Below are 25,474 nucleotides of genomic sequence, written 5' to 3' on the forward strand. Positions count from 1 at the left end.
GACCGCGCCGCCCTCTCGGAAGCGCCCGCCGTTCAGACCTGCATGCGTCGATACAGGGTGCTGCGGCTGACGCCGAGCCGGCGGGCGGCAAGGGACACGTTGCCCCTGGCGGCCCGCAGAGCATCCTGCATGGCCGTGGTCGTGACGGCCTCCAGGGTCGCCTGCCCTCTCCCACGCGGGAACGCGGGCCTCTCGGGGGTTGCTGCGCCCGCGCGCAGGTCCGGCGGCAAGGCGTCGACGGTCAGGGTCTCGCCGGGTTCGCAGAGCGCCATCATGGCCCTGAGGCAGCCGACCAGCTGACGGAAGTTGCCTGGCCAGTCGTAGGTCACGAGCCGCTCCCGGCATTCCTGTGCCATGACGATCCCTTGGGTTTCTGCCCCGAGGTCGTCCCATATCTGCTCGATCAGCTGCACGCGATCCGAGCGATGGCGAAGCGGCGACAGCTCGATCGTGTATTGTGCGATCCGGAAGTAGAGGTCCGAACGGAACGCGCCCGCCTCGACGAGATCCCACAGGTTCCGGTTGGTGGCGCAGATCAGCAGGAAATCGACCGGGACCGGCCGCCCGCCGCCGAGCGGCACGACCTCCCGCTCCTGCAGGGCGCGCAGGAGCTTCGTCTGCAGGGCCAATGGCATGTCGCCGATCTCGTCGAGGAACAGCACGCCCCCATCGGCCTCCCGCAGCGTGCCTTTCGACCCGCCGGGCCGCGCGCCCGTGAAGGCTCCGGCCTGATAGCCGAACAGCTCGGCCTCCATGAGGGTTTCGGGCAGAGCCGCGCAGTTCACCGCGATCAGCGGCTTGCCGGACCGCCCGCTCCTGGCATGCACGGTGCGGGCGAAGACCTCCTTGCCGGTCCCGGTTTCACCGCGGATGAGAACGGGAACGGCCGCATCGACCAGCCGGACCGCGCGAGTCAGGGACCGTGTGGTCTCGGGATCGAAGATGGGGCTCGGGGCTGGAGAAGGGCCGGATCGTGCCACGCGGGCACGCGGCGCTGTGGCTCTTCTGAACCCCTCGAGGCGGCCCACCAGTGTGGTGCCGTTCTCCCGCTTGAGGCTTCCGTTCTCGACCAGGCTGGCCAGTTGCTCGCGGAACAGGTCCGCCCAAGTGGCCCTGCCAATATCGTCGAACCGTCGGCCGATGAGCGCCAAGCCGTGCCGGTTGGCCGCCTTGAGCCGTCCGTCCTCGAAGACCAGGATGCCTTCCCGGGACGTCCCGAGCATGGCCGGATCCACATGGAGCCGCACCACGTCGGCGCCGGCGAACCCCTGCTCGAAGAGCCGGTGCTCGATCTGCTCGGCCGCCAGCTTCACGAGGCCGAGGGCGTGGGCATGATGCGTTTCGGCCGGGCCGGAAAGATCCAGGACACCCAGCACGTTTCCCTGGGGGCCCATGATCGGAATGGCCGAGCAGCTCAGGATCCGGTTGCATTCGAGGTAATGCTCCGCGCCGCGGACCTCGATGGGCGATCCTTCGGCCAGGGACGTCCCGATGGCGTTCGTACCCACCACCTGTTCGCTCCAGGGCACTCCGGGCCGCAAGGCGACCCGGGCCGCCCGCTCCGCGAAGTCCAGGCTTCCGATCGTGTCGAGGACGAGACCCGAGGCATTGGTGAGGATGACGATGCTGTCCGTCGCCTGGGCGTCCGCATAGAGCGCTTCCACCTCCGGCCGGCACAGGCGCTTGAATGCCTCCGCCTCTCCGGCCGTCAGCGCGAACTCGTACGCCGTCAGGGGCTCCGGAAGCGCGTTGGCCCGCCCTTCGAGACCCAGAGCCTGACAGCGGGTCCAGGACCGGAGAATGGATTGCGGGATCAGCCCGCCGGGAACGGCCTTCTGCGAGAAGAAGCGCTGGCGGGCATGCTGGATCGGATCTGGAGTCAAGTGGCGTCCTCCCGTCCCGGTGTCGCAAATTGCAACAGGTGTTGCAGATGCGTTTCTTTCCGCGACAGAGTCCATGATAAGCGAAGCTGAGGCAAAAAGAAGTCACCTGGAGCAGACAGGCCGATCGGGCGTCGCCGCCCCTGCTCTCTCAGAGACTTACCGCGGCGCAAAAGGAGACCCGACCCGCGGAGCGCGCTCTGGCACGGAACTTGCTCAGGCTGGCTTGTTCATCCAGGGAGGAAACCAATGAACAAGCCAGAATTTCTCAGCGCCTCACGTGCGCCGTTCAAAGACCGCTACGGCAACTTCATCGGCGGGCAGTGGGTCGAGCCGGTGAACGGCCGCTATTTCGAGAACACCTCACCGGTCACCGGCAAGGTGGTGTGCGAGGTCGCCCGCTCCGACAAGGACGACATCGAGAAGGCTCTCGACGCGGCCCATGACGCCAAGGATGCCTGGGGCAAGACGGCGCCAGCCGAACGGTCCCGCATCCTCAACGAGATCGCAAACCGGATGGAAGCGAACCTCGACACGCTCGCCCTGGCTGAGACCTGGGACAACGGCAAGCCGATCCGTGAGACCACCGCGGCCGACATCCCGCTCGCGATCGACCACTTCCGGTACTTCGCCGCCTGCATCAGGGCTCAGGAAGGCTCGGTCGCGGAGATCGATCACGACACGGTCGCGTACCACTTCCACGAGCCGCTCGGCGTCGTCGGGCAGATCATTCCCTGGAACTTCCCGATTCTGATGGCGACGTGGAAGCTCGCGCCGGCTCTCGCGGCCGGCAACTGCGTCGTCCTCAAGCCGGCCGAGCAGACCCCGGCATCGATCCTGGTCTGGGCCGAGCTGGTGGGCGACCTGCTGCCGCCCGGGGTGCTGAACATCGTCAACGGCTATGGGCTTGAGGCCGGCAAGCCCCTCGCCTCGAGCTCACGCATTGCCAAGATCGCGTTCACCGGGGAGACCACCACGGGCCGCCTGATCATGCAATATGCGAGCCAGAACCTGATCCCGGTGACGCTCGAGCTCGGCGGAAAGTCGCCCAACATCTTCTTCAACGACGTGACGGCCGAGGACGATGATTACCTGGACAAGGCCATCGAAGGTTTCGTGATGTTCGCCCTCAACCAAGGCGAGGTCTGCACCTGCCCGAGCCGGGCGCTGATCCAGGAATCGATCTATGACCGCTTCATGGAAAAGGCCCTCAGGCGCGTCGAGGCAATCAAGCAGGGGAGCCCCCTCGACCCGTCGACCATGATCGGCGCCCAGGCGTCGAGCGAGCAGCTGGAGAAGATCCTCAGCTATATCGACATCGGCAAGCAGGAAGGCGCCGAGGTGCTGACCGGGGGCGAGCGCAACACCCTGCCGGGCGATCTGGCCGGCGGGTACTACGTGAAGCCGACGGTGTTCCGCGGCCATAACCGGATGCGGGTCTTCCAGGAGGAGATCTTCGGGCCGGTCGTCTCCGTCACCACCTTCAAGGACGAGGACGATGCGCTCGCGATCGCCAACGACACCCTCTACGGCCTCGGCGCCGGCGTCTGGACCCGCAACGGCAACCGCGCCTACCGCTTCGGCCGCGCGATCCAGGCCGGCCGCGTCTGGACGAACTGCTACCATGCCTATCCGGCTCATGCGGCCTTCGGGGGCTACAAGCAGTCGGGCATCGGCCGCGAGACGCACAAGATGATGCTGGACCACTACCAGCAAACCAAGAACCTCCTGGTCAGCTACAGCAGCAAGGCCCTGGGCTTCTTCTGATCATACAGCGCACCGGGGCGGGAGCGATCCCGCCCCGGCCTTCCTGCACCGGAGAAGCACCATGGACGGCGAGATTCTACGGGTCATGGCGACGCCTGCGGCGCTCGACCTGATCGCGACCCTGCGGACGGAATACGGACCGGTCCTGTTCCACCAGTCCGGCGGCTGCTGCGACGGCTCCTCGCCCATGTGCTACCCGCAGGGCGACTACATCGTCGGGGACGAGGACGTGCTCCTCGGGACCATCGGCGAGTCACCGTTCTACATGAGCCCTTCGCAATACGAATACTGGAAGCACACCCAGCTGATCATCGACGTGGTGCCGGGCAAAGGCGGTATGTTCTCCCTGGAGAACGGCCGCGGCGTTCGCTTCCTGACCCGGTCGCGCCTGTTTACCGACGAGGAGGCGGCAGCCCTCCACCTGACCGGCTTGTCGGCCTGACCCGCCGGCAGCGACGTCTCCTGTCCATCACCGTCCCTGGGGCTGCGTGCGCAGCCTGCACTGATACCCGACGAAACACTGCGGGTTGTCGGCGGTCGGCACCCAGGCCGGCTCGATCGTCTCGCCCAACGCACAGCGGTTCGTGCCGCTGACATACCGGTCGTAGGTGTAGGGACCCGTGCCCAGCACGATGGCGCCCTGGGCCGCGACGAGACCGGCCGCACGGGAACAGCTCATCGCGGTGCTGACGGGTCTGCTTTGCGACCACGCTTCGGTGACGATGAGCAGCATGGGAAGGATCACAGCGAGCTTGAGCATCGAACCAATCCTTGGTGTCCAGGAGACCGGGTGTCCACGAGACTGGAAGCTTGGGCATGCGACCCTTATGGTCAAGGAACCTTCCATTCACAGGATCGTCAGATCGGACGGTCTGCGCCTGGTGACCGAGATTCGGGACGGCCCGTGACGTGGAGGCGAGGACGACTTCGCGCGAGCCTTGAAACCGGTCCTTCTCAGACCAGTTGATGTCGGGCCCGCCGTCCGGCCCGCGCCCTGTCGTCCTTTCAGACCCGGAGATCGTCCTATGCAGCAGCGTCAGCTTGGTCAGTTGCAGGTACCCGCCCTCGGCCTCGGCTGCATGGGCATGTCCGAGTTCTACGGCAGCGGCGACGAGGCCGAGTCCATCGCCACGATCCATCGTGCCATCGAGCTTGGCGTGACCTTCCTCGACACCGCGGACATGTACGGCGTCGGCCGCAATGAGGAACTCGTCGGCCGCGCCATCGCCGACCGGCGCGACAAGGTGGTTCTCGCCACGAAGTTCGGCAACGTGCGGGGCCCGAACGGGGAGCGCCTCGGCATCAGCGGCAAGCCCGACTACGTGCGCCAAGCCTGCGAGGCGAGCCTGAGGCGCCTGAAGGTCGATGTGATCGATCTCTACTATCAGCACCGGGTCGACCCCGAGACGCCCATCGAGGACACGGTCGGGGCGATGGCCGACCTCGTGCGCGACGGCAAGGTCCGCTATCTCGGCCTGTCGGAAGCCGGCCCGCAGACGATCCGGCGTGCCCATGCGGTTCATCCCATCACGGCGCTGCAGACCGAATACTCGCTCTGGAGCCGGGAGCCTGAGGACGAAATCCTGCCGACCGTGCGCGAGCTCGGCATCGGCTTCGTGCCCTATTCGCCGCTCGGCCGCGGCTTCCTCACCGGGCAGATCAAGAGCGTTGACGATCTCGCGGCCGACGATTTCCGCCGGATCTCGCCACGGTTCCAGGGCGAGAATTTCCAGAAGAACCTCGACCTCGTGCGCGAAGTCGAGGCCATGGCCCAGGAGAAGGGCTGCGCGCCCTCTCAGCTCGCGCTCGCCTGGGTACTGGCGCAGGGCAACGACATCGTGCCGATTCCCGGCACGAAGCGCCGCCGCTATCTGGAGGAGAATGCCGGCGCGCTTGACGTGAGTCTCACCGAGGACGATCTGGCGCGCATAGACCGGATCATCCCGCCGGGAGCTGCGGCGGGCACACGCTATCCGGAGCCGGGCATGAAGATGGTCGGGCTCTGAGGCGAGCCACCCGACGGAGGGAACGCTCTGTGGCGGCTCATTCAGGCAATGTGTCTGAATGAGACCCGCGCAATCCGGCTAAGTCATTGATAAGGATGGCGACTCCGGTAGGGCTCGAACCTACGACCTGCCGCTTAGAAGGCGGCTGCTCTATCCAGCTGAGCTACGGAGCCATCCGGACGTGGGTCCTGCCCTAGTGGGTCCAGGGACCGACGCGGTTGAACTTGAAGTTGTCGGAATAGGAAATCGTCCGCCGCTTCACCTCATGCGGCTCCTCGACCCGGTAGGCGATGCCCTCGCGCTCCGCATAGGCCATGGCCTCTTCCTTGGTGTCGAACCACAGGCGGAGCTGCTGGCGGGTGTCGCCCGAGCTCGTCCAGCCCATGAGGGGCTCGATCTCGCGGGGCTTGTCCTGCTCGAAGACGAGAAGCCATTGCTTGGTCCGGGCCAGACCGGACTGCGTTGCAGACTTGGCGGGCTTGTAGATCCGTGCAGGCATCGGTTTCGGACTCTCTCCAAGGCTCATCCGGTGAAGATGGTCGGGGCGGCAGGATTTGAACCCGCGACCCTCTGCTCCCAAAGCAGATGCGCTACCAGACTGCGCTACACCCCGTTATCCTCAACAGCTTGGTTTCTCTATCGATTTGAGAACTGGTCCGCAAGGGGTCAAGTTCCAATGCACAGACCCGACGGATCGTCGAGCGTCTGACCCGCAACGCGCTGCCGCTCGGCTCCATGGTATGTCGACGGTGTGACCGGCGGCTCTCGGCCAGAGAGGATGGATGAGCCCCGAGCCGTTGAACGTCGTGGGGACGCTTCATCCCGGCTCGGCAAAAACCCGCGCAAGCCTTTGAAGTGATGCAACATATCGCGGACCGGAATGGCGCTGTTCCCCTTACGATCGGATGGAACGCCGAGGGGACCATCAAAGTTGATGACTTTGCAGCGCGACAGGCAGCCTCACGACCTGCGCGCAATTCAAGGAGCCGCCATGCCCACCGTCATTGCCATTGAAGCGAAGCCCGTTGAATTCGAGAATGTTAGCAGCGGCTTTCTTCACCTTTACCTCGTCAAGACTGTGACCGACGACCAAGGGGCCGTGATATCCGAAGAGGTCATCCGGGGCTCTCGGGTGAGCGGCGACGACCTTGGAACGATTGCCGGGGCGAATCTCGCGACGTCCCCGGACAGGCGAGGATCCGACACGCTCGAGGAGCGGCACCGCACGGTTCTCGATCTCGGCGGACGGAACGCCGACGAGGTCTGGCAGGTCATGGTTCAACACGCCGCGAATATCGACAAGGCTGATTTGCGGTACAGCCTGGATATCGCTCAGTCGGTGCCGGGCTATGATGTGAACAGCAACTCGGTTGTCGCATCCGTCCTTCATTCTGTCGGGCTCGACTGGACCAAAAGCCTTCCGGCCGATGTCAGCCGGTCCGATGTCCCTCTGTATGGCCAACTCCAGTACATGAATGTGGACGACGGGCTCTTCGGAACCGCGGGCAACGACTGGATTCTGGGAGGCATCGGAAACGACCGGCTTTACGGCCGGGGCGGGGATGACCGCCTCTATGGCGAAGGCGGAAGCGATCGCCTTCATGGCAGCGAGGGCGCTGATATTCTGTCCGGCGGAGCCGGCAATGACAATCTGGACGGCCGGGCGGGCAACGATGCTTTGAGCGGCGGCAGCGGCCATGACCGCCTCTACGGCAGCTTCGGAGACGACGTTCTGAGCGGTGGCAGCGGCAACGATCGCCTCTACGGGGAGTCGGGCGCAGACATTCTTCACGGCGGCGGCGGCAAGGATGCCTTCGTCTACAATACGGTTCCGACGGCGCCTGCCGAGGTCGATACGGTCCAGGACTTCTCGGTCCGCGACGACACCTTCTGGCTGAACAACAAGGTGTTCACGGGTCTCGGAAGCGAGGGCGCACTGAAATCCTCGGCTTTCTGGACCGGGACGGCGGCCCATGACACGACCGACCGCATCATCTACGACCGCGCCGCTGGCGTCCTCTATTACGACCAGGACGGCACGGGCGCGTCGGAACAGATTGTGGTGGCGAAGCTCTCCGCTGGGCTCAAAATGACTAGCCTGGACATTCTCGTCATATAGTAGGCTAGCAGGTCCGGGTGATGCGGCGAGGGGCTTCCTCTCGCCGCATCACTGCCTATCTGATCCTGATTTTCATGCGTGGCGGCTTCCTCAGGACCGATCTTCTTTTCTAGGCCTCGAAAGCGGTATCCAGCGCACCTATCCGGACGGCGGCCTCTTCCGAGGTGTTCCATACCTCTCATGACCACGGACCGGGTCCTTCCCTCGATCTGCATACGGGCCATAATCCCAGCACCGGTCCAGGTTTGCCCCTACGGATCGTACCTCAGCGCCTGCCTTCGGGAGGCGCTTCTTTTTTGACCTCGGCGGGTTCGCCCGGCCCGGGCCTTTGGCGGCTCTCAAAACATGTTCGCGCCAGCTTCGCCGTATAGAAAAGCACCTTCCTCAGAGACGTAGGATCGCAAGTATGAGCCGTCGGATACCCGAGCGTCGATCAAGTCAGCGCCACCCCACCTATCTGGAAGGACGGATCGCAGGACAGACCGCTCAGGCACCGATCGCATGCACGGTATGGGATCTCTCGGAAGCAGGCGTGCGCCTCGTCGTCACCCCTCCGGCCGATGTTCCCCTCGAGTTCGAACTCCAGATCCCGTCGGAAGGCGCCAGAGCGCGGGTCAGGCTCGTCTGGACCACCGGAATCCATTACGGGGCCCGCTTTACAGACTGAAGGCAGGCGGCTCGGTGATGGACCCAGGAGAATTCAACCGGTAGGGCAATCTTCCCAAACGGCAGTGAATCGGGCAAAGGACCCCGCTGGATGACCAGCGACCAGGACGTTCGACGCTCGCAACCGGGATGAGCTGCCATGAAAATCTATCGTCTCTTCAACACGCTGCCACGGCCGCGCAGCTATGCGGGCCGGGTCTTGTTGATCTGCTTTGTAGGCACTCACATTCCCCTCATCACCTTCGCGCTCTGGGCGCTGGTGAAGAATCCGGCTTTTGGTCGGGAGAACTGGGCGGACCTTCTCGTGCTGCTCCTCGCGACCCTGGCTGGCACAGCCATCACCTTCGTTCTCGTCCATGGGATGCTGGCGCCGGTGCGGGTCGTCACTCAGGCTCTCGGCGACTACCGGCAGAACAAGCAACTGCCGGCCCTGCCCCGCAACCTGTCGGACGAAGCCGGCACGATGCTCAGCCAGGTTCAGGAAAGCCTCGAGGAGCTGGATCTGACGTTGAGCAACCTGGCGAGAGCCGCCGAGACGGATCCGTTGACGGGGATCGGGAACCGGCGCTGGCTCGTCAGCCGCGCGGAGGAACAGATCGACCGCGCACAAAGAACCCAAGCGCCGCTCTGCGCCGTGCTCTTCGACCTCGATCGGTTCAAGGCCATCAACGACCGCTACGGCCATGCGAAAGGCGATGCCGTTCTCGTCGGCGTGTCCCGGTTCGTGAAAGGCGAATTGCGGTCGTCCCATCTCTTCGCGCGCACAGGCGGCGAGGAATTCTGCCTCATTCTGCCCAAAACCTCGCTGGACGACGCCGTCGCCCTCGCCGAGCGGATCCAGAAGGGCCTGTCCGGTCAGTCCATCGCCCGGCTCGATCCCGGCGTGGTGACGGCGAGCTTCGGCGTCGTCGAGCGCGAAAGCGGCGAGAAGGATCTGTCGAGCCTGCTGAGGCGGGCCGACGACCTGCTCTACCAGGCGAAGAACGACGGCCGCAATCAGGTGGCGACGTCGACGCTCGCAGAAGGGTTCAGAAGTCGCTGACGGTGCAGGGCTGGTCGCCGGACGTCACGTCGTCCGTGATCGCCCAGTGAATGATCCTCTCGCTCTCGTCGATTTCCAGGATCATCTCGAGAACGGCCGTCTCGGCGTAGACGCCGAAGAACCCATAGCGGCGCCCGCCCCAGGACGGAATGCTGAACCGGTCGATCTCAAGCGTCAAAGCCCGGCAGCGGGCCAGCACTGCCTGAAGCCTCTCGATCGGATATTTGACCTGCAGGGCCGGCGACAGGAGTTCCTGGAAGGCTCGGGCATCTTCCGCCTTGTAGGCGCGAAGCAGATCCTGGGAGACGTTCAACAAAGCGTGCGGGCCGACCTCCGACAGGGCCGGCACCGGGAGAAGGGCCAGCATCAGCGAAACGGCCCGGCCCCCCAGTTCCTTGACCATTCGGACTCGATCACCGCTTGAAGAGCGGGTGCTCCACCCGGTCACCCGGCTTGATGCCGAGCTTGGCCGCCGTGCCGGCATTCAACTCCAGAACCGAGAGAACCGGTTCGCCGGACGGGATGGTACGGGTCGAGAGCGGCTCGGTATTGGCCGCAATCCGGGCGATCGTCCCGTCGGCCCGGATGAACAGCATGTCGAGGGGCAGGTAGGTGTTCTGCATCCACATGGACACGGGCTCGACCCGGCCGAAGTCGAACAGCATGCCTTGATCGGCCGGCATGGAACGGCGGAACATCAGGCCCTGGGCCCGGTCCGCGTCGTTCCGGGCGACTTCGACCCTGAACGTCTGCCGCTGCCCGCCCTGCGTGGCGATGGACAGGTTCTCGAGCGCCTGCGCGTAGACCGAGCCGGTCAGCAGAACGAGACAACTCAGGGCCGCAACCGCGGGCCGGATACGCGACAGCACGGGCAGGCTCATCAGTGGGAGTGCGGCAGGGCCATGTCGGCCAAGCGGACTTCAGCGGCCATGAGGCCCTTGGATCCGTCGCCGAAGCGGACGAAAACCCGCTCGCCCGGCTTCAGCTCGGCGATGCCATAGCGGCGAAGGGTTTCCATGTGGACGAAGATATCGGGCTTGCCTTCCCCCTGAGTCAGGAAGCCGAAGCCGCGCAGGCGGTTGAACCACTTCACGACCGCCGGCTCCAGGCCGCTCGTCGGGACCACCTGGACATGGGTCCGGGGCAGCGGCAGCTCGGAGGGATGCAGGGCGGTGGATTCATCCAGCGACAAGATGCGGAAGGCCTGAAGGCCGCGCGGGCGCTGAACCGCCTCCACGACGATGCGAGCGCCTTCGTTCGCCGCCTGATAGCCGTCCCGGCGCAGGCAGGTCACATGAAGCAGAACATCGGGCATGCCGTTGTCGGGAACGATGAAGCCGAAGCCCTTGGCAACGTCGAACCATTTGATGCGGCCGCTGACCTGGACGAGCTCGAGAGCGCTCTCCTCCGGGGCCGGCTGACCGACCTCGCGGCGACCCTGATCGAATGATGGATTCTCCTCGCGGAGACTGAAAGAATTGGAGCCGTAATCGCCAGTCATGAAATTACCCAAACTCGAATCATGATCCCGATTCTTAATAAGAGGATAACATCGTCCTGAATCAGGGGAAGCCAGAAACGCGCATTCGAGGCCGATGAAATTTTCGGCAACGGGCATGTTCTTGAAGTTACGACAGAAATACTGAAAAGACTGAACCGATCTCCGCATGGATCGCCAGATCGGCCACCCGGTCCAGGGGCGTAGGCTCCCGGTTGACGATCACGAGACGGGCTCCGTTCTCCTTGGCGAAGGCCGGAAAGGCCGCCGCCGGATAGACGACCAGGGACGATCCTGCGACCAGGAAAAGGTCGCAGGATGCGGTCAGTTTCTGGGCCCGGCGCATGGGCTCCTCCGGCATGGTCTGCCCGAACGAGATGGTGGCCGTCTTGAGGATTCCGCCGCAGCTCCGGCAATCGGGCGGGTCGCCGTCGACATCGAAGCACCGCCGCACCCAGTCGAGTTCGTGACGGGTGCCGCAGGCGAGGCACTTGGCATAGGTTCCGTTGCCGTGCAGCTCGATGACCTGATCGGGCGCGAGGCCGGATTCCTGATGGAGCCCGTCGATGTTCTGGGTGATGACGGCAGGCATCCGTCCCGTTGCCACGAGGGACGCGAAGCCGCGATGTCCTGTGCTCGGGCGGGCGCCCCGATAAAGATCGTCCATGGCGAACTTGCGCCGCCATGCGTCCCGGCGCGCCTCCGGGCTCTGCAGGAACAGGGCGAAGGAAATCGGCTTGTGGCGCATCCACGGACTGTCCGGCGACCGGAAGTCCGGGATGCCGCTCTCCGTCGAGATGCCGGCGCCCGTGAAGCCTGCAACGACACGAGCGTCTTGAATCATGTCTCGTAATGTGGCGATTGACGCGGCAAGGCTCTCGGTCATCCCACTCACATATGGTCTAGGGCATCGAACCTGAAAGTGATTCCACTCCTAAAACCAATTCGATGCCTTTTCTATGTTGGCGCATCGTTGGGCTCGAAAAACCGGATCCACTTTTTCGCACGATGCGCTAGGGACCGGGAGAGAACGCCTTCAACCCCATGAGGCCAGCAGATTTGACCGCCCTCTCCTCGCAAGCCCGAACCGCCGCGTCCCAGCGCTGGGATGCGGTCGACGTCGCCCGCGGCATCGCGATCGCCGCGATGATCCTCTATCATTTCAGCTGGGATCTGAGCTTTCTGCAGCTGATCGGGACGAACATCCTCCAGGTCCCGGCCTGGCGCTGGTTCGCACGCGGGATCGCCGGCTCGTTCCTGATGCTTGCGGGCTTCGGCCTTGCGCTCGCCCATCTCCGGGGCTTCCGGAAGGGCCCGTTCCTGAAACGTCTCCTGAAGGTCGGCGGCGCGGCTCTCGCCGTGACCCTGGTGACCTATGTCGCCTTTCCTGAAAGCTACATCTTCTTCGGCATCCTTCACTGCATCGCCGTCTCCAGCGTGCTGGCCCTGCCCTTCCTGCGCCTGCATCCCGGTCTGACGCTGGCCGTCGCGGCGTTCTGCCTAGCCGCCCCCCGGTTCTTCACGAGCCCCGCCCTCGACGTTCCCTGGCTCGAGTGGCTCGGCCTCGGCGCTGCCGATCCGGTGACGAACGACTACGTGCCGATCTTCCCATGGTTCGGCCTCGTGCTGATCGGCGTGGCGGCCGGCAGGCTGCTGCTGAGCCGGCCGGAGACGCTCGGCCTGACCGGCTGGCGCGCCAGGAACCCGCTCTTGAGGACCTTGGTCTGGGCCGGACGCAAGAGCCTGCCGATCTACCTGATCCATCAGGTCGCCCTGCTCGGCCTGCTTTACGGCGTCGCACAGATCGTGGGTCCCAGTCCGACGGCGGCCTGCCGCCAGATCTGCCTGATGCAGAACGGCGACCCGGCGCTGTGCCCGTCGGTGTGCTCCTGCATTCTGCAGCAGGCTCCGGATCGGGATCTCTGGCAGAGGCTCATGGCCGGGAAGGCCGCCGCCGAGGACAGCACCCGCATCTCGCGCGCCGCCCAGCAATGCATGCGCCTGAGCCCGCCTTCGTAGGGGGCCCCACATAACCTCGTGGCCGGCCTTGTGCGGGCCATCCCGATCCGGTGAGGCACGGCGGCTTCGTTCATCCGGATCACCGGGACAAGCCGGGGTTGACGCGGAGCGTGCCCTGGCGGCCTAGACCACGTTCAGCCGGGTCTCCCTGGCGGCACGCTCTGCCCTCGCCTCCGCCAGAAGGCACAGAAGCTCGAAGGCGATGGACGCTCCGACCAGAGCGGTGCCGCCGGACTGATCGAGTGGCGGCGAGACCTCGACCATGTCGGCTCCCACGAGGTTCAGGTGCCGGAAGCCGCGCACGAGCTGCAGCGCCTCGCGGCTCGTAAAGCCGCCGATCTCCGGCGTCCCCGTGCCGGGCGCGAAGGCCGGATCGATGGAATCGATGTCGAAGGTGAAGTAGGTCTGCTCCAGGCCGACAACCCGGCGAGCTTCGGCAATCGCGTAGGGAATGCCCTTCTCCGCCACCTCTTCCATGTCGATGATGCGGATGCCCTGATCGAGCGCCCATTCCCTCTCGTCGGCCGAGTACATGTGCCCGCGAATGCCGATCTGCACCATCCGCTTCGGGTCGAGCACACCATCCTCGATGGCCCGGCGGAACGGCGTGCCGTGGGTGAGCTTCTGGCCGCCGAAATAGGTGTCCCCGGTGTCGCTGTGCGCGTCCACATGGATCATGCCCACGGGACCGCTCTTCGCCGCGAGCGCACGCAGGATCGGATACGACACGATATGGTCGCCGCCGATGGAGAGAGGCGTCACGCCGCCCTGGTGGAGGTAGGAGATCTCGGCTTCGATCCGGCGGAGCGTGTCCTGCACGTCGATGGGATTGACCGGCACGTCGCCCACGTCGGCGCAGGCGCACAGATCGTAGGGAGCCACCAGCGTCCCGTAATTGACCATGCGCATGAGCGACGAGGCCTCGCGCACCTGGCGCGGCCCGAGGCGCGTGCCGGGACGGTTCGTGGTCGCCCCGTCGAAGGGAATGCCGAGAATCGCGATGTCGATCTCGCCCGGGGCCTCGGTCGGCGCAAGGTAAGGCAGGCGCATGAAGGTCGAGATGCCGGCGAAGCGGGGCACCACCATTCCGGACAGGGGCTGATAGGTCTCCAGTCGCTGCTCGCGGGAGGCGGGCTTCGACTTCATCTTCAGGTTCTGTGCCATCGATCCTCGTCCCCGTGCGTCAATGAACGGCGCGGGCGAAAACCCGTTCGATCCGTTCCATTCCCCAGTCGATCTCCTCGCGGGTGATGGTGAGCGGCGGCGCGAAGCGCAGCACCGTGCCGTGCGTGTCCTTCGAGAGCACGCCGTTCTCGAGCAGGGCATCGCAGACGGCACGGGCCGAGACCACGCTGGCATCGACCTCGACGCCGACCCACAATCCACGCCCGCGCACATCCCGCACGATGTTGCTGCGCATGGCGCGCAGGCGATCCTGGAGGTAGCCGCCCAACTCCGCGCTGCGCTCGACGAGATGCTCCTCCTCGATCACGGCCAGCGCCTCGAGGCCGATCCTCGCGGCCAGCGCGTTGCCGCCGAAGGTCGAGCCGTGCGACCCGGGGTTGAAGACGCTCATGACGTCGCGCGTGGCCACGAAGGCTGAGACCGGATAGACGCCGCCCCCGAGGGCCTTGCCCAGGATCAGGCCGTCGGGCTTGATGCCCTCATGCTGATGGGCGAACCACCGGCCCGTGCGGCCGAGGCCCGACTGGACCTCGTCGAGGATCAGCAGAACGTTGTGCCGGTCGCAGAGCGCGCGCAGGTCTTTCAGGTAACCCTCCGGCGGGACGACGATGCCGGCCTCGCCCTGGATCGGCTCGATCAGGATCGCGCAGGTGTTGCCCGTGATGGCCTGTTCGACCGCCCGTGCATCGCCGAACGGCACCAGCTTGAAGCCGCCGGCGAAGGGACCGAAGCCCTCGCGGTAGGACTCGTCGGACGAGAACCCCACGATGGTGGTGGTGCGGCCATGGAAATTGTTGTTCGCCACGATGATCTCGGCCTGATCCTTGGCGATCTTCTTCCTGGCGTAGCCCCAGCGCCGGGCAGCCTTGACGGCGGTCTCGACGGCCTCTGCGCCGGTGTTCATCGGCAGCGCCATGTCGAGGCCGGTGATCTGGACGAGACGCTCGAGGAAGGGGCCGAGAAGCTCCGTGTGATACGCCCTGCTGGTCACCGCAAGCTTCGAGGCCTGCTCCATCATCGCCTTCAGGATCCGCGGATGGCCATGGCCGAGGCTGACGGCCGAATAGGCGCTCATCATGTCGAGATAGCGCCTGCCTTGCGTGTCCGTCGCCCAAACGCCCTTCGCGTCCCTCAGGACGACAGGCAGCGGGTCGTAGTTTGCAGCGGTGACCGAGCATTCGAGAGCAATGGGATCCATGGAAGTCCTCCATGGACAAGCTTACGAGCGCGCCGCTCCGGTTGAAGCTGAAATCCCGGCCTGCCGCAGCCGATTCTGTCGCCAAGGCTGCCGGGCAGGCTCAGTCCAGGTTGTCCGCCACCGGATACCCCTCGAAATTCTTCAGGGTCTTGAGCACGAAGGTCGTGTGGATACGGCCGATTCCAAAACCGGGATCGGCCAGATAGGCCTCGGTGAGCGCCTCGTAGGCCGCAAGGGTCGGGGCCACGATCCTGGCGATATAGTCGTATTCGCCGTTCACGACCTGCAGCTCGATGACAGCAGGATTGGCTGTCAGGGCGCGCTCCAGGCGCTGACGGGTACCGGTCGACGGGTCGCGCATGCTGATGCCGGCGAGCGCGATGATGTCGTGACCGAGGGCGGAGGGCTCGATCAGGGCGGTATAGCCGCGGATCACGCCCTTCTGCTCAAGGCGCCTGACCCGTTCCAGGCAGGGGCGGGCCGACAGTCCGACCCGTTCCGAGAGAGCCTGATAGGTGATGCGTCCGTTGTCGCGAAGAGCGTCGAGGATCAGAAGGTCGATCCGGTCGAGAGAAGGTTTGACGCTGCGGCTCAGCAGCTTCGAAGGCGGCTTCATGGTGCAGCTCGAACAGGCCCGGAAGAAAAAAGCGGGTCAATCTCACGACGGACTGGCAGGTCTCTATCCTACGAGGCCCGAGCCTTGCAATTCCACCTAAGGACTGAGGCGCCTCCCTAGCGGGTTGGCGCCGGTCACCCGCCGGCGACAACATTCTGAGAAAATCGGCCTGCGCCCGCCGCATTCCTCATGACATTCTGTTACAATTACGCTAGGATCGCCTCAAGTCGCCTTATATAATTTTAGATCGTTTGTGCTTGAACCAATGCCGTCCATGGATGTGACTCTACGTCATCGATAAGGGGGCAGAATCAGTGAGCTTTCTGTCAGAGGCGGATGTGGGCGAACGGATCGTCGCGCTGTGCCAGTCGCTCAACGGGCAAGGCGAGGCGCCGATCATCCTCGACATGTCACTCACCCATTCACTCTCCTTCGATTCCATGAAGCTCGTGGAGTTCTTTACCGGCGTCGAGGCGCTGTATCCGGGCGTCGCGCTCGAGGACTGGTTCATCGAGAACTGCACCGACGGTCGCGACACCCTGCGCAGCGCCGTTTCGTATCTGGCTCGATTTCTCGTTCCTCAAGCCGCAAAAGGTTGAAACCCGCGGTCATCTTTGCCAACTAGTAGCGGCCCCGGGATGGGCGGCGCCGATCCACGACGCCCCCATAGCGCGACGGGGTTGGAGGTGATGCCGTGCTGCGAGATTATCTGACCGATCTTCCCTTGGTCGCCATCCTGCGCGGTCTCAGGCCGGAGAACGCGCAGGCCATCGGCAACAGCCTGGTCGAAGCCGGCTTTCGCGTCATCGAGGTCCCGCTGAATTCGCCGGAACCGTTCCGCAGCATCGAGATCCTGTCCAAGACCATGCCGGCGGACGTGCTGGTCGGGGCCGGGACGGTCCTCGACCCGGATCAGGTCATCGGCGTCCATGACGTGGGCGGCAAGCTGATCGTCATGCCGCATGCCGATCTCGACGTCATCCGCGCGGCCAAGAAGGCCCGTCTCGTCTGCACACCCGGCGTCGCCACCCCGACGGAGGCCTTCGCAGCCCTGAAGGCGGGCGCGGACGCCATCAAGATCTTCCCGGCCGAGGCCATTCCCCCGGCGGTCGTGAAGGCGTGGCGGGCCGTTCTGCCGAAGGACGCGATCGTCCTCCCGGTCGGCGGCATCAAGCCGGACAACATGAAACCCTATGTGGACGCTGGCGCGAACGGTTTCGGGCTCGGCTCCGCCCTGTTCACGCCAGCCATGTCGGTCGAGGAGATCGGCAGCAGAGCCCGCGATTTCGCCGCGGCCTGGCGTGACCTGCGGGCCGCCTGAACGGCACCCGGCTGCCATCTTGAACGAAACTGAGCAGGAACCCCTGGCGGAGAAAGCCGTTCTCAGGGGGAAACGTTTGTTCAGGGAGTTCACGATGAAGAAAACGGTACTGCTTCTTGCGGCTTCGCTTCTCAGCACGGCTGCCTTCGCACAGGACACGACCACGACCATCAAGAAGGAAGAGGGCATCCTGGGCAGTCAGACCACCATAGAGCGCAAGACCGAGCCGAGCACCACCTCCTCGACCTCGGTCACGACCACCACCGGGTCGGTCGGCTGCACGACGGAGACCAAGCAGAAGACGGACGAGTTCGGCGATACGACGACCAAGAAGAAGACCGAGTGCTGATCGGGCTGCTTCGGCCGTCGAACAGGGCCCGGCATCACGCCGGGCCTTTTTCTTTCGAGACCGTCAGCGACGCCGGCCGCCCTGCCCGCCGCGGAAGAACGGGACCGTCAGCAGTCGGCGTCCGGTCTCGTCCGTGATTTCGAGCTCGATATTGCCCGCGTCGGCCAGTTCGTCCCGCAGCTCCTCGACGGTCGCCAAGGCCTCCGCCCGGGCTGCTTCGAGGTCGGGAAGCTCGATTCCCTCCTCGTCTTCATCGACGTCGTAGCCGTCCCGAATGTTGAAGAAAAAACGCGGCATGGAGATTCAGCTTCGCTCGGTGTCTGGCGGACAAAACGCCCTGACGGGCGGCAGGTTCAATCCGGCGCCTGCCCCTTCTCTATACATGGATTTTCAGGAAGCGATGATACCTTTCGCGGGATCGGCGCCTCGCACGAGCGATCAGGAAAACGTCCAGACATCGCCGAGGCTCCGGTCAGGCGCCTGGATGGAGCTTTTTGGAGAAGAGCGCGTTGATTGGCACGCCAAGGGCAATCGCGGGCCAACCGTCAGGGACATGTCATGATCCGTATCCCTCTGCCTCCCTTTGCCATCCTTGGCGCGGCGATCGCTCTCGGCGGCACGCCGGCCTCCGCTCAAACCTCCTGCGGTCCGCGCGAACAGCTCGTGAAGCTGCTGGCCGATCAATACAAGGAGGGCCCAGTCGGCATCGGTCTCGCCCAGCCCGGCCAGGTGCTCGAGGTCTTCGCCTCGTCCAATGGAACCTGGACCATGGTCATGACCATGCCGGACGGCAAGGCGTGCATGATCGCCGCCGGCGACAACTGGGAAATGGTCACCAAGATCAAGGGCAACCCGATCTGACCGGGGTCGTGATGGGACACGCCTCCGGCGCGGTGGGAAGCTATCGAAGCTGCGAGAGCCTCGAGACCTCATCCAGCACGTCGTCGAATGATGAATTGTCCGGGATTGGGAAGTGGCGCGCCCTAGGGGAGTCGAACCCCTCTCTCCAGCGTGAAAGGCTGGCGTCCTAACCGATAGACGAAGGGCGCAGGTCGTTCGGGGCGGTGCCGCCGAAGTGGGCGAACCTATAGAGGGGTTCGTGACGCATCGCAAGCACCTTATGCCGGAAAAGTGGTCCCGCTTCCACGCGGCGAAGGATGCTCCGATCGGGGGTCGCAAGCGCGTTATTCCGGTCGCGCCGCATCCATGATCCGGACCTCGACCTTCTCGTTTCCACCCCAGCGATCGATCGAGAGAGTCCCGGCCACATGGAGTGTGTTGCCGATGGCCTGCGACAGGGCGATGCCGAGCGGCTGCCCGGCGGCCCGGAAGGCGATTCCCCCGATGACGCTGCCGTCGCCGCCACGAAGCTTGACGCGCATATGCCCGCCGCTGCCGACCTCCCGCGCCTCGACCAGCCGATGCTGAGGGAACGCGAAGACCGGTTCCGGCTGGCCCTGGCCGAACGGCCCTGCGCGTTCCAGGGCGGTCACGACCGCCGGCTGCGCGCCCCCTGCCGTGAGCGTCGCGTCGATGGCGAAATTGTCCCGGAGGCGCATGGTGCTCACCGGCTCGGTGAGCCTTTCGGTGACGAAGGCGAGGAAGCGCTCGAGATCGACCGCCTGGATCGTCACGCCGGCCGCCATGGTGTGGCCGCCGCCCTTGATCGCGAGCCCCGCATCCACGGCCGCACGCACCGCATGTCCGAGGTCGACGCCCGGCACGGAACGGCCCGACCCGGTCGCCGTGCCGTCCGGGTTAAGGGTGAAGGCGAAAGCGGGGCGGCGAAACCGCTCCTTGGTCCGGGCGGAGATCAGGCCGACCACGCCCGGGTGCCATTCGGCCGAGGCGGTGACGAGCACCGGCAGGTCCGGCATGCGCTCGAGCGCCATCAGGGCCTGGGCCTCGGCTTCGGCGACCGCCACGACCTCGATGGCCTGGCGCTCCCGATTCAGCCGGTCGAGCTCGGAGGCGAGCCGTCCGGCCTGCATGGGATCCTCCGTCAGCAGAAGCCGCGAGCCCAGGGCCGCGTCGCCGATGCGTCCGCCGGCATTGATCCGCGGCCCGACCAGATAGCCGAGATGCCAGCTCTCCGGCGTACCCGCGAGACCGGCCGTATCGAGAAGCGCCGCAAGACCGACCCGGCGGCGGCTCCTCATGATGGCGAGCCCCTGGCGCACGAAGGCCCGGTTGAGGCCGATGAGCGGCACCACGTCGGCCACGGTTGCCAGCGCCACGAGATCGAGGCTCCCCATCAGGTCGGGCTCCGGACGCCCCTGGAAGAACCCGCGCAGACGCAGAATCCGGTTGAGGGCGACGAGCGACAGGAACACGACGCCGGCCGCGCAGAGATGGCCGAGGCCGGAGAGATCGTCCTGCCGGTTCGGGTTCACGATGGCGAGCGCGTCCGGCAGCTGCTCGGGTGCCTGGTGGTGGTCGAGAACGATGGGATCGAGGCCGAGGCGGCGGGCCTCCGCCAGAGGCTCGATGCTGGCCGTGCCGCAATCGACCGTGACGAGGATGTCGGCGCCCTGCTGCTTCAGCGCCCGGATGGCGTCGACATTGGGCCCATAGCCTTCGGTGATCCGGTCGGGAATGTGGATCGCGTAATCCAGGCCGCAGGCGCGCAGATACTCGGCGAGGAGCGCCGCGCTGCAAGCGCCGTCCACATCGTAGTCGCCGAAGATCGCCACCTTCTCGTTGCGCAGAACCGCATCGGCCAACCGGGAGGCCGCAGCCTCCATGTCGGTCAGCTTGTGGGGGTCGGTCATCAGATCCCGCAGGCGAGGGTTCAGGAAGCCGTCGGTATCATGCAGCCCGACGCCACGCCCGGCCAGAACCCGCGACAGCACATCCGGCAGGCCATGGGTCTGGGCGATGGCGAGCGCGATCGTTCCCTGGGCGGCGTCGCAACGCTCCACCCAGGTGCGCCCGAGGGCCGAATTGGTGACGCCGAGGAAGGCTTTCGGCAGGACAAGTGGGGATGATTCGGTCACAGCGGGAGTCTTATCCGCGAATTGTGGTCAAAGCATCCTGCGATACTGAATGAAGCCGGTGCGGGACGCGACCTTGTCGTAGAGCGCCTGGGCGGTCGTATTGGTCTCGTGCGTCAGCCAGTAGACCCGGGCCGCTCCGGCGGCCCTGGCCTGTTCGTAGACGGCCTCGATCAGGGCCCTGGCCACGCCGCGCCCCCTCGCCTCCTCGGCGGTGAACAGATCCTGCAGGTAGCAATAGTCAGCCGTCGTCCAGGTGGAGCGGTGATAGACGGTATGGACGATCCCGGCGATCCGGCCGTCGAGGATCGCCGCAAGGCCGTGCAGCGGCTCGGCGGGATCGAGGAACCGACGCCACGTCTCCTCGGTGACCTCCGGCGGCACGGATGACTTGTAGAAGGTCAGGTAGCCCTGCCACAGGGGCTCCCAGGCCTGCCGGTCGTCTGCCGTGAAGGGGTGGATCTGAAGCATGAGATTGTCCATCTTGTCGTTCGAAGCGCGGCGCTCTTCAGGTCGGGATGGCCGGGACAAGCCCGGCCATGACGTCGTGGGTCGTCGGCCGTGACCTGGCCTGCCAGGATGAGACGAAAGAGCGTCGATATGCAAATGGCCGGGGCAAGCCCGGCCATCACCGTGGGAATGCTCCCGATGCCGCTAGTCGAGGTGGAACTTCGACAGCTCCCGGTGCTCGCCGTAGATCCGGCGCACGGTGCCGGTCGCGGAGCGGTAGACCACCGTCTCGGTGGTGATCACGTCCTTGCCGAAGTGGACGCCCTTCAGCAGCCCGCCATCGGTGACGCCGGTCGCCGCCACGATCACGTCGCCGCGGGCGAGATCCGTCACGTCGTATTTCTTGTTGGGATCGGTCACACCCATCTGCAGGGCGCGAGAGCGCTTCTCCTCGGTGTCGAGGATCAGGCGTCCCTGCATCTGGCCGCCGATGCAGCGCAGGGCGCCTGCCGCCAGCACGCCCTCGGGCGCGGCCCCGATGCCGAGATAGATGTCGATGCCGGTCTCTTCGGCCTTCGTCGTGAAGATCACGCCCGCCACGTCGCCGTCCGAGATCAGCCGGATGCCGGCCCCGGTCTTGCGGATAGCCGCGATGAGATCCGCATGACGCGGCCGGTCGAGGACGAGGGCCGTGAGCTCGTTCACCTTCACGCCCTTCGCCTTGGCGAGGCTGTGAAGGTTCTCCTCCGGCGAGGCGTCGAGGTCGACCACGCCGGCCGGATAGCCGGGTCCGACCGCGATCTTGTGCATGTAGACGTCGGGAGCCGCCAGCAGGGTTCCGGCCTCGGCCATGGCCATGACGGCGATGGAGCCCGGCATGTCCTTGGCGCAGAGCGTGGTGCCCTCGAGCGGATCGACCGCGATGTCGACCTTCGGGCCCTGCTTGTTGCCGACCTTCTCGCCGATGAAGAGCATCGGCGCCTCGTCGCGCTCGCCCTCGCCGATCACCACAGTGCCGTCGATGGGAAGCTTGTTCAGCTCACGACGCATGGCGTCCACGGCGGCCTGGTCCGCGGCCTTTTCGTTGCCGCGGCCACGCAGCCTGGCGGAGGCAACCGCCGCGCGCTCGGTGACGCGGACGAGCTCCAGGGTCAGGATGCGCTCGATGATTTGGCCCGGTTGGACGGTAATGCCTTGCGACATGGACGTGTCGTCTCCCTCTTGTGATCGTGTGGGGACCGGAAAGGCCCGGTCCTGGGTTACTCGCGCTCGATGCGGATGACTTGGGGCGGCTCGGCGATAAGACCATCCCCGGAAATTTTTTCCAGCGCCGAACGGATCGAGGCTTCGGTGGCCGCATAGGTGATGAGCACCAGCGAGACCGGGGCTCCCGACCTCCCGTGCGGATCCTTGGTGGCGGCCAGTTCCGAGCGCTTCTGCAGGATGCTCTCCAGCGAGATGTCGGCCTCGGCCATGCGGGTCGCCACCCCGGCGGCGACGCCCGGGCGGTCATGGACCGTCAGGCGAACGTAATAGCCGCCCTCGTGGCGCTGCATGGGAGCGCGCGGCGCCTTCTCCAGCCGGTCGGTCGGCGAGCCGAAGAGCGGCTGCACGGTGCCGGTGGCCACATCGGCGATGTCGGCGACAACCGCGGAGGCCGTCGCGTCGCCGCCCGCGCCGGGCCCGATGAGCGTCAGCTCCCTCACGGCATCGGCATCGATGGTGACCGCGTTCGTCACGCCCATCACCTGGGCGATGGACGAGGTGCGGGGCACCATGGTCGGATGCACGCGCTGCTCGATCCCCGTCTTGGTGCGCTCTGCGACGCCGAGAAGCTTGATGCGGAAGCCGAGTTCCTTGGCCATGGCGAGGTCGAGGGGCGTGATGGAAGAGATGCCCTCCACGTAGATCGCATCGGCGTCGATCTCGGTCCCGAACGCGAGGCTCGTCAGGATGGCGAGCTTGTGGGCCGTGTCGAAGCCCTCCACGTCGAAGGTCGGATCGGCCTCCGCATAGCCCAGGCGCTGGGCATCCTTCAGGCATTCGGCGAAGGTCAGGCCCTCCAGCTCCATGCGCGACAGGATGTAGTTGCAGGTGCCGTTGAGAATGCCGTACAGGCGGGAGATCCGGTTGGCGGGCAGCGCCTCGCGCAGGGTCTTGATGATCGGGATGCCCCCGGCCACGGAGGCCTCGAAGGCCAGGGACACGCCCTTCTCCTCCGCCAGCTTCGCCAGTTCGAGCCCATGCTTCGCAAGAAGAGCCTTGTTGGCCGTGACCACGTGCCGGCCGAGCGAAAGGGCCGCGCGCACCGTCTCCAAGGCGGCCCCGTCCGCGCCGCCGACGAGTTCGACCACGCAATCCACGTCGGCCGAGCGGGCCAGATCCGCCGGGCTGTCGAACCATGCGAAGCGGGAGAGGTCGACGCCCCGGTCCTTGGACCGGTCGCGGGCCGATACGGCCATGACCTCGACCGGCCGCCCGCCGCGCTGGGCGACAGCCTCGTTCTGGCGGTCGAGAATGCGAATGACCGATGTGCCGACGGTGCCGAGGCCGGCGATGCCGACCCGAAGGGGACGTGTCACGAACAACAGCTCCTTGAAAATCTCGGGCTGCTTTTACGACCCCTGCGGTGTCCTGTCCATGCGGACGCGCAACCCTGACAGGTTGCCTGTCCGGGACTGGTCAGCCCCGCCGGACCATCGGCACCACGTTGTGGAGCGTCTGGTCGGCGTTGTCGAAGAACCGGCGGATGTTGCGCGCGGCCTGTCGGATGCGCTGCTCGTTCTCCACAAGGGCGATGCGGACATAGTCGTCGCCGTGCTCGCCGAAGCCGATGCCCGGCGCCACCGCCACGTCGGCCTTCTCCACCAGGAGCTTCGAGAATTCGAGGCTGCCCATCGGCCGGAACTTCTCGGGAATCTGCACCCAGGCGAACATGGACGCGGTGGGCACGGGAACGTTCCAGCCGGCCTTGGCGAAGGAATCGACCATCACGTCCCGGCGGCGCTTGTAGGTGGCGCGCATATCGCGGATGCAATCGTCCGGCCCGTTGAGGGCCGCGGTGGCGGCCACCTGGACGGGCGTGAAGGCGCCGTAATCGAGATAGGACTTCACCCGGGCAAGCGCCGCCAGCAGGCGCTCGTTGCCGACCGCAAAGCCGATGCGCCAGCCGGCCATGGAGAAGGTCTTCGACATGGAGGTGAACTCCACCGCCACGTCGATGGCCCCCGGCACCTGCAGGATTGAGGGCGGCGGATTCGATTCGTCGAAATAGACCTCCGAATAGGCGAGGTCCGACAGGAGGATGAGGTCGTGCTTCTTCGCGAAGGCGACGAGGTCCCGGTAGAAATCGAGGGACGCCACATAGGCGGTCGGGTTCGACGGGTAGCAGACGACGAGCGCCACGGGCTTGGGGATCGAATGGGCGACGGCGCGCTCGGCCGCGACGAAGAACTCGGGCGTCGGCTCGGCCGGAACGGACCGGATCACGCCGCCGGCCATCAGGAACCCGAAGGCGTGAATCGGGTAGCTCGGGTTCGGCACCAGAATGACATCGCCCGGCTCGGTGATGGCCTGGGCCATGTTGGCGAAGCCCTCCTTGGAGCCCAGCGTCGCCACCACCTGGGTGTCCGGATTGAGCTTCACGCCGAAGCGGCGCTCGTAATAGCCCGCCTGGGCGCGGCGCAGGCCGCCGATGCCCTTGGACGCCGAGTACCGGTCGGTGCGGGGCTTGCCGACCGTCTCGACGAGCTTGTCGATGACGTGCTGGGGCGCCTGGAGGTCCGGATTGCCCATCCCGAGGTCGATGATGTCCGCCCCATTGGCGCGGGCCGCGGCCTTGATGCGGTTGACCTGCTCGAAGACGTAAGGCGGGAGGCGCTTAATCCGGTAGAAGTCAGGCATAGGTCTCGTCCTCGGGCGGAATCACATGGTTCCGGTATAGGTTCTAAGGCGTTCTCTTGGAATTCGTCTTCTGGCGCACCGGCTGCGACGTGTTGGCCGGAAGCCTGACAGGCTCGGGAGGCGGCGTCTTGCCGAGTTCGGCCGCAGCGGCGCCGGCCGCCTCGTTCTGGGCCCGAATGGCATCGAGCTCCGCCTCGGCCGCCTTGATCTGATCGGCTGTGCGCGCCGGAGTCGGGCGCTCCGCAGCCGGAGTTCCGATCGGCATGTATTCCAGGTCGGCCGGCCTCGAACGGGCCACGAAATCCGGGGTCGCGGCCGTCTGCGGACCGGCCCCCACGGCGGTCGCCACGTCCCGGACAGGATTGAAGCTGCCGTTGCATCCGGCGAGCCCCACGGCGAGGGCCGTGGCGGCAAAAGCCGGGATGCGGCGGATCAGAAAGGGCTTCGTACGCATTGTGATAC

General features: G+C 65.7%; 28 protein-coding genes and 3 tRNA genes. 11 read left to right on the top strand and 20 right to left on the bottom strand.

Annotated features, from left to right (window positions below):
- Positions 1 to 32: 32 nt before the first annotated feature.
- Positions 33 to 1,883, bottom strand: a complete 1,851-nt coding sequence (locus KBI52_RS22825) for a sigma-54-dependent Fis family transcriptional regulator (RefSeq protein WP_247654582.1) — start codon at positions 1,881 to 1,883, stop codon at positions 33 to 35.
- 246 nt (positions 1,884 to 2,129) lie between these two features.
- On the opposite strand from KBI52_RS22825, the gene adh reads away from it, so the two are divergent.
- On the top strand, positions 2,130 to 3,647 hold the full coding sequence (adh, locus tag KBI52_RS22830; protein WP_210811864.1) for an aldehyde dehydrogenase: 1,518 nt from the start codon (positions 2,130 to 2,132) through the stop codon (positions 3,645 to 3,647).
- 61 nt (positions 3,648 to 3,708) lie between these two features.
- A complete protein-coding gene (locus tag KBI52_RS22835) occupies positions 3,709 to 4,089 on the top strand; it encodes a DUF779 domain-containing protein (protein WP_173947274.1) in 381 nt (126 codons plus the stop codon).
- Between the two features lie 27 nt (positions 4,090 to 4,116).
- Here the strand turns inward: KBI52_RS22835 and KBI52_RS22840 are convergent, their stop codons facing one another.
- Complete coding sequence (locus tag KBI52_RS22840; protein ID WP_173947273.1) at positions 4,117 to 4,407, bottom strand: hypothetical protein; 291 nt, start codon at positions 4,405 to 4,407, stop codon at positions 4,117 to 4,119.
- Positions 4,408 to 4,672: 265 nt separating this feature from the next.
- Here KBI52_RS22840 and KBI52_RS22845 point away from each other — a divergent pair, with 265 nt between their 5' ends.
- Positions 4,673 to 5,653 carry an aldo/keto reductase gene (locus tag KBI52_RS22845; RefSeq protein WP_210811865.1) on the top strand — a complete coding sequence of 327 codons (981 nt, stop codon included), beginning with the start codon at positions 4,673 to 4,675 and terminating at the stop codon, positions 5,651 to 5,653.
- A gap of 96 nt (positions 5,654 to 5,749) precedes the next feature.
- Here the strand turns inward: KBI52_RS22845 and KBI52_RS22850 are convergent.
- The 3 genes from KBI52_RS22850 to KBI52_RS22860 all read right to left on the bottom strand — a co-directional run bounded on the left by KBI52_RS22850 (position 5,750) and on the right by KBI52_RS22860 (position 6,266).
- Positions 5,750 to 5,826: transfer RNA gene (locus KBI52_RS22850), tRNA-Arg, on the bottom strand.
- 20 nt (positions 5,827 to 5,846) lie between these two features.
- Complete coding sequence (locus KBI52_RS22855; protein ID WP_210811866.1) at positions 5,847 to 6,152, bottom strand: ETC complex I subunit; 306 nt, start codon at positions 6,150 to 6,152, stop codon at positions 5,847 to 5,849.
- A gap of 37 nt (positions 6,153 to 6,189) precedes the next feature.
- A tRNA-Pro gene (locus tag KBI52_RS22860) sits at positions 6,190 to 6,266 on the bottom strand.
- Positions 6,267 to 6,644: 378 nt separating this feature from the next.
- On the opposite strand from KBI52_RS22860, the gene KBI52_RS22865 reads away from it, so the two are divergent.
- From KBI52_RS22865 to KBI52_RS22875, 3 genes are all read left to right on the top strand, one after another.
- Entirely contained in the window at positions 6,645 to 7,772 is a 1,128-nt protein-coding gene (locus KBI52_RS22865) for a calcium-binding protein (protein WP_210811867.1), read from the top strand.
- 406 nt (positions 7,773 to 8,178) lie between these two features.
- The gene (locus tag KBI52_RS22870) at positions 8,179 to 8,439 is read left to right on the top strand and encodes a PilZ domain-containing protein (RefSeq protein ID WP_173947269.1); all 261 of its coding nucleotides are present in this window, start codon (positions 8,179 to 8,181) and stop codon (positions 8,437 to 8,439) included.
- A gap of 138 nt (positions 8,440 to 8,577) precedes the next feature.
- On the top strand, positions 8,578 to 9,480 hold the full coding sequence (locus KBI52_RS22875) for a GGDEF domain-containing protein (RefSeq protein WP_173947268.1): 903 nt from the start codon (positions 8,578 to 8,580) through the stop codon (positions 9,478 to 9,480).
- Here the strand turns inward: KBI52_RS22875 and KBI52_RS22880 are convergent.
- From KBI52_RS22880 to KBI52_RS22895, 4 genes are all read right to left on the bottom strand, one after another.
- Complete coding sequence (locus KBI52_RS22880) at positions 9,467 to 9,883, bottom strand: hypothetical protein (RefSeq protein ID WP_210811868.1); 417 nt, start codon at positions 9,881 to 9,883, stop codon at positions 9,467 to 9,469. The two genes, KBI52_RS22875 and KBI52_RS22880, sit on opposite strands and share 14 nt — an antisense overlap.
- Positions 9,884 to 9,893: 10 nt before the next feature.
- Entirely contained in the window at positions 9,894 to 10,361 is a 468-nt protein-coding gene (locus KBI52_RS22885) for a DUF192 domain-containing protein (protein WP_173947266.1), read from the bottom strand.
- Positions 10,361 to 10,981 carry a cold-shock protein gene (locus KBI52_RS22890; protein ID WP_210272076.1) on the bottom strand — a complete coding sequence of 207 codons (621 nt, stop codon included), beginning with the start codon at positions 10,979 to 10,981 and terminating at the stop codon, positions 10,361 to 10,363. The genes KBI52_RS22885 and KBI52_RS22890 overlap by 1 nt, the downstream gene beginning before the upstream one ends.
- Positions 10,982 to 11,108: 127 nt before the next feature.
- Positions 11,109 to 11,822 (bottom strand): Sir2 family NAD-dependent protein deacetylase, encoded by a 714-nt coding sequence (locus KBI52_RS22895; protein WP_173947265.1) that lies wholly within the window; start codon positions 11,820 to 11,822, stop codon positions 11,109 to 11,111.
- A 200-nt stretch (positions 11,823 to 12,022) separates the two neighbouring features.
- Here KBI52_RS22895 and KBI52_RS22900 point away from each other — a divergent pair, with 200 nt between their 5' ends.
- Positions 12,023 to 12,997, top strand: a complete 975-nt coding sequence (locus KBI52_RS22900) for a DUF1624 domain-containing protein (protein ID WP_210811869.1) — start codon at positions 12,023 to 12,025, stop codon at positions 12,995 to 12,997.
- Between the two features lie 123 nt (positions 12,998 to 13,120).
- Here the strand turns inward: KBI52_RS22900 and speB are convergent, their stop codons facing one another.
- The 3 genes from speB to KBI52_RS22915 all read right to left on the bottom strand — a co-directional run bounded on the left by speB (position 13,121) and on the right by KBI52_RS22915 (position 15,996).
- Entirely contained in the window at positions 13,121 to 14,161 is a 1,041-nt protein-coding gene (gene speB / locus KBI52_RS22905) for an agmatinase (RefSeq protein WP_173947263.1), read from the bottom strand.
- 19 nt (positions 14,162 to 14,180) lie between these two features.
- Positions 14,181 to 15,380 (bottom strand): ornithine--oxo-acid transaminase, encoded by a 1,200-nt coding sequence (gene rocD, locus KBI52_RS22910; RefSeq protein WP_210811870.1) that lies wholly within the window; start codon positions 15,378 to 15,380, stop codon positions 14,181 to 14,183.
- A 100-nt stretch (positions 15,381 to 15,480) separates the two neighbouring features.
- A complete protein-coding gene (locus KBI52_RS22915) occupies positions 15,481 to 15,996 on the bottom strand; it encodes an Lrp/AsnC family transcriptional regulator (RefSeq protein WP_210811871.1) in 516 nt (171 codons plus the stop codon).
- 338 nt (positions 15,997 to 16,334) lie between these two features.
- Between KBI52_RS22915 and KBI52_RS22920 the strand changes: the two genes are divergently transcribed.
- From KBI52_RS22920 to KBI52_RS22930, 3 genes are all read left to right on the top strand, one after another.
- A complete protein-coding gene (locus tag KBI52_RS22920; protein ID WP_210811872.1) occupies positions 16,335 to 16,595 on the top strand; it encodes a hypothetical protein in 261 nt (86 codons plus the stop codon).
- A gap of 95 nt (positions 16,596 to 16,690) precedes the next feature.
- The gene (locus KBI52_RS22925) at positions 16,691 to 17,317 is read left to right on the top strand and encodes a 2-dehydro-3-deoxy-6-phosphogalactonate aldolase (protein WP_210811873.1); all 627 of its coding nucleotides are present in this window, start codon (positions 16,691 to 16,693) and stop codon (positions 17,315 to 17,317) included.
- Positions 17,318 to 17,411: 94 nt separating this feature from the next.
- Positions 17,412 to 17,666 carry a hypothetical protein gene (locus tag KBI52_RS22930; protein ID WP_173947258.1) on the top strand — a complete coding sequence of 85 codons (255 nt, stop codon included), beginning with the start codon at positions 17,412 to 17,414 and terminating at the stop codon, positions 17,664 to 17,666.
- 63 nt (positions 17,667 to 17,729) lie between these two features.
- Here the strand turns inward: KBI52_RS22930 and KBI52_RS22935 are convergent, their stop codons facing one another.
- Positions 17,730 to 17,963, bottom strand: coding sequence for a hypothetical protein (locus KBI52_RS22935; protein WP_173947257.1), 234 nt, complete (start codon positions 17,961 to 17,963; stop codon positions 17,730 to 17,732).
- 261 nt (positions 17,964 to 18,224) lie between these two features.
- Here KBI52_RS22935 and KBI52_RS22940 point away from each other — a divergent pair, with 261 nt between their 5' ends.
- The gene (locus KBI52_RS22940; protein ID WP_210811874.1) at positions 18,225 to 18,527 is read left to right on the top strand and encodes a hypothetical protein; all 303 of its coding nucleotides are present in this window, start codon (positions 18,225 to 18,227) and stop codon (positions 18,525 to 18,527) included.
- 113 nt (positions 18,528 to 18,640) lie between these two features.
- On the opposite strand, the gene KBI52_RS22945 is transcribed toward KBI52_RS22940, so the two are convergent.
- The 7 genes from KBI52_RS22945 to KBI52_RS22975 all read right to left on the bottom strand — a co-directional run bounded on the left by KBI52_RS22945 (position 18,641) and on the right by KBI52_RS22975 (position 25,466).
- Positions 18,641 to 18,715 (bottom strand) — tRNA-Glu (locus tag KBI52_RS22945).
- A gap of 135 nt (positions 18,716 to 18,850) precedes the next feature.
- The gene (recJ, locus tag KBI52_RS22950) at positions 18,851 to 20,662 is read right to left on the bottom strand and encodes a single-stranded-DNA-specific exonuclease RecJ (protein WP_210811875.1); all 1,812 of its coding nucleotides are present in this window, start codon (positions 20,660 to 20,662) and stop codon (positions 18,851 to 18,853) included.
- 27 nt (positions 20,663 to 20,689) lie between these two features.
- The gene (locus KBI52_RS22955; RefSeq protein WP_173947255.1) at positions 20,690 to 21,130 is read right to left on the bottom strand and encodes a GNAT family N-acetyltransferase; all 441 of its coding nucleotides are present in this window, start codon (positions 21,128 to 21,130) and stop codon (positions 20,690 to 20,692) included.
- A 183-nt stretch (positions 21,131 to 21,313) separates the two neighbouring features.
- Positions 21,314 to 22,312: a class II fructose-bisphosphatase gene (glpX, locus tag KBI52_RS22960; protein WP_173947254.1), complete on the bottom strand. Its 999-nt coding sequence runs from the start codon at positions 22,310 to 22,312 to the stop codon at positions 21,314 to 21,316.
- A gap of 56 nt (positions 22,313 to 22,368) precedes the next feature.
- A complete protein-coding gene (locus tag KBI52_RS22965) occupies positions 22,369 to 23,691 on the bottom strand; it encodes a homoserine dehydrogenase (RefSeq protein WP_173947253.1) in 1,323 nt (440 codons plus the stop codon).
- A gap of 100 nt (positions 23,692 to 23,791) precedes the next feature.
- A complete protein-coding gene (locus KBI52_RS22970) occupies positions 23,792 to 25,012 on the bottom strand; it encodes an LL-diaminopimelate aminotransferase (RefSeq protein WP_210811876.1) in 1,221 nt (406 codons plus the stop codon).
- Between the two features lie 43 nt (positions 25,013 to 25,055).
- The gene (locus tag KBI52_RS22975; protein ID WP_173947251.1) at positions 25,056 to 25,466 is read right to left on the bottom strand and encodes a hypothetical protein; all 411 of its coding nucleotides are present in this window, start codon (positions 25,464 to 25,466) and stop codon (positions 25,056 to 25,058) included.
- Between the last annotated feature and the right edge of the window lie 8 nt (positions 25,467 to 25,474).

The sequence above is a fragment of the Microvirga sp. HBU67558 genome (genome assembly GCF_018069605.1).
Taxonomy (GTDB): Bacteria; Pseudomonadota; Alphaproteobacteria; order Rhizobiales; family Beijerinckiaceae; genus Microvirga; species Microvirga terrae.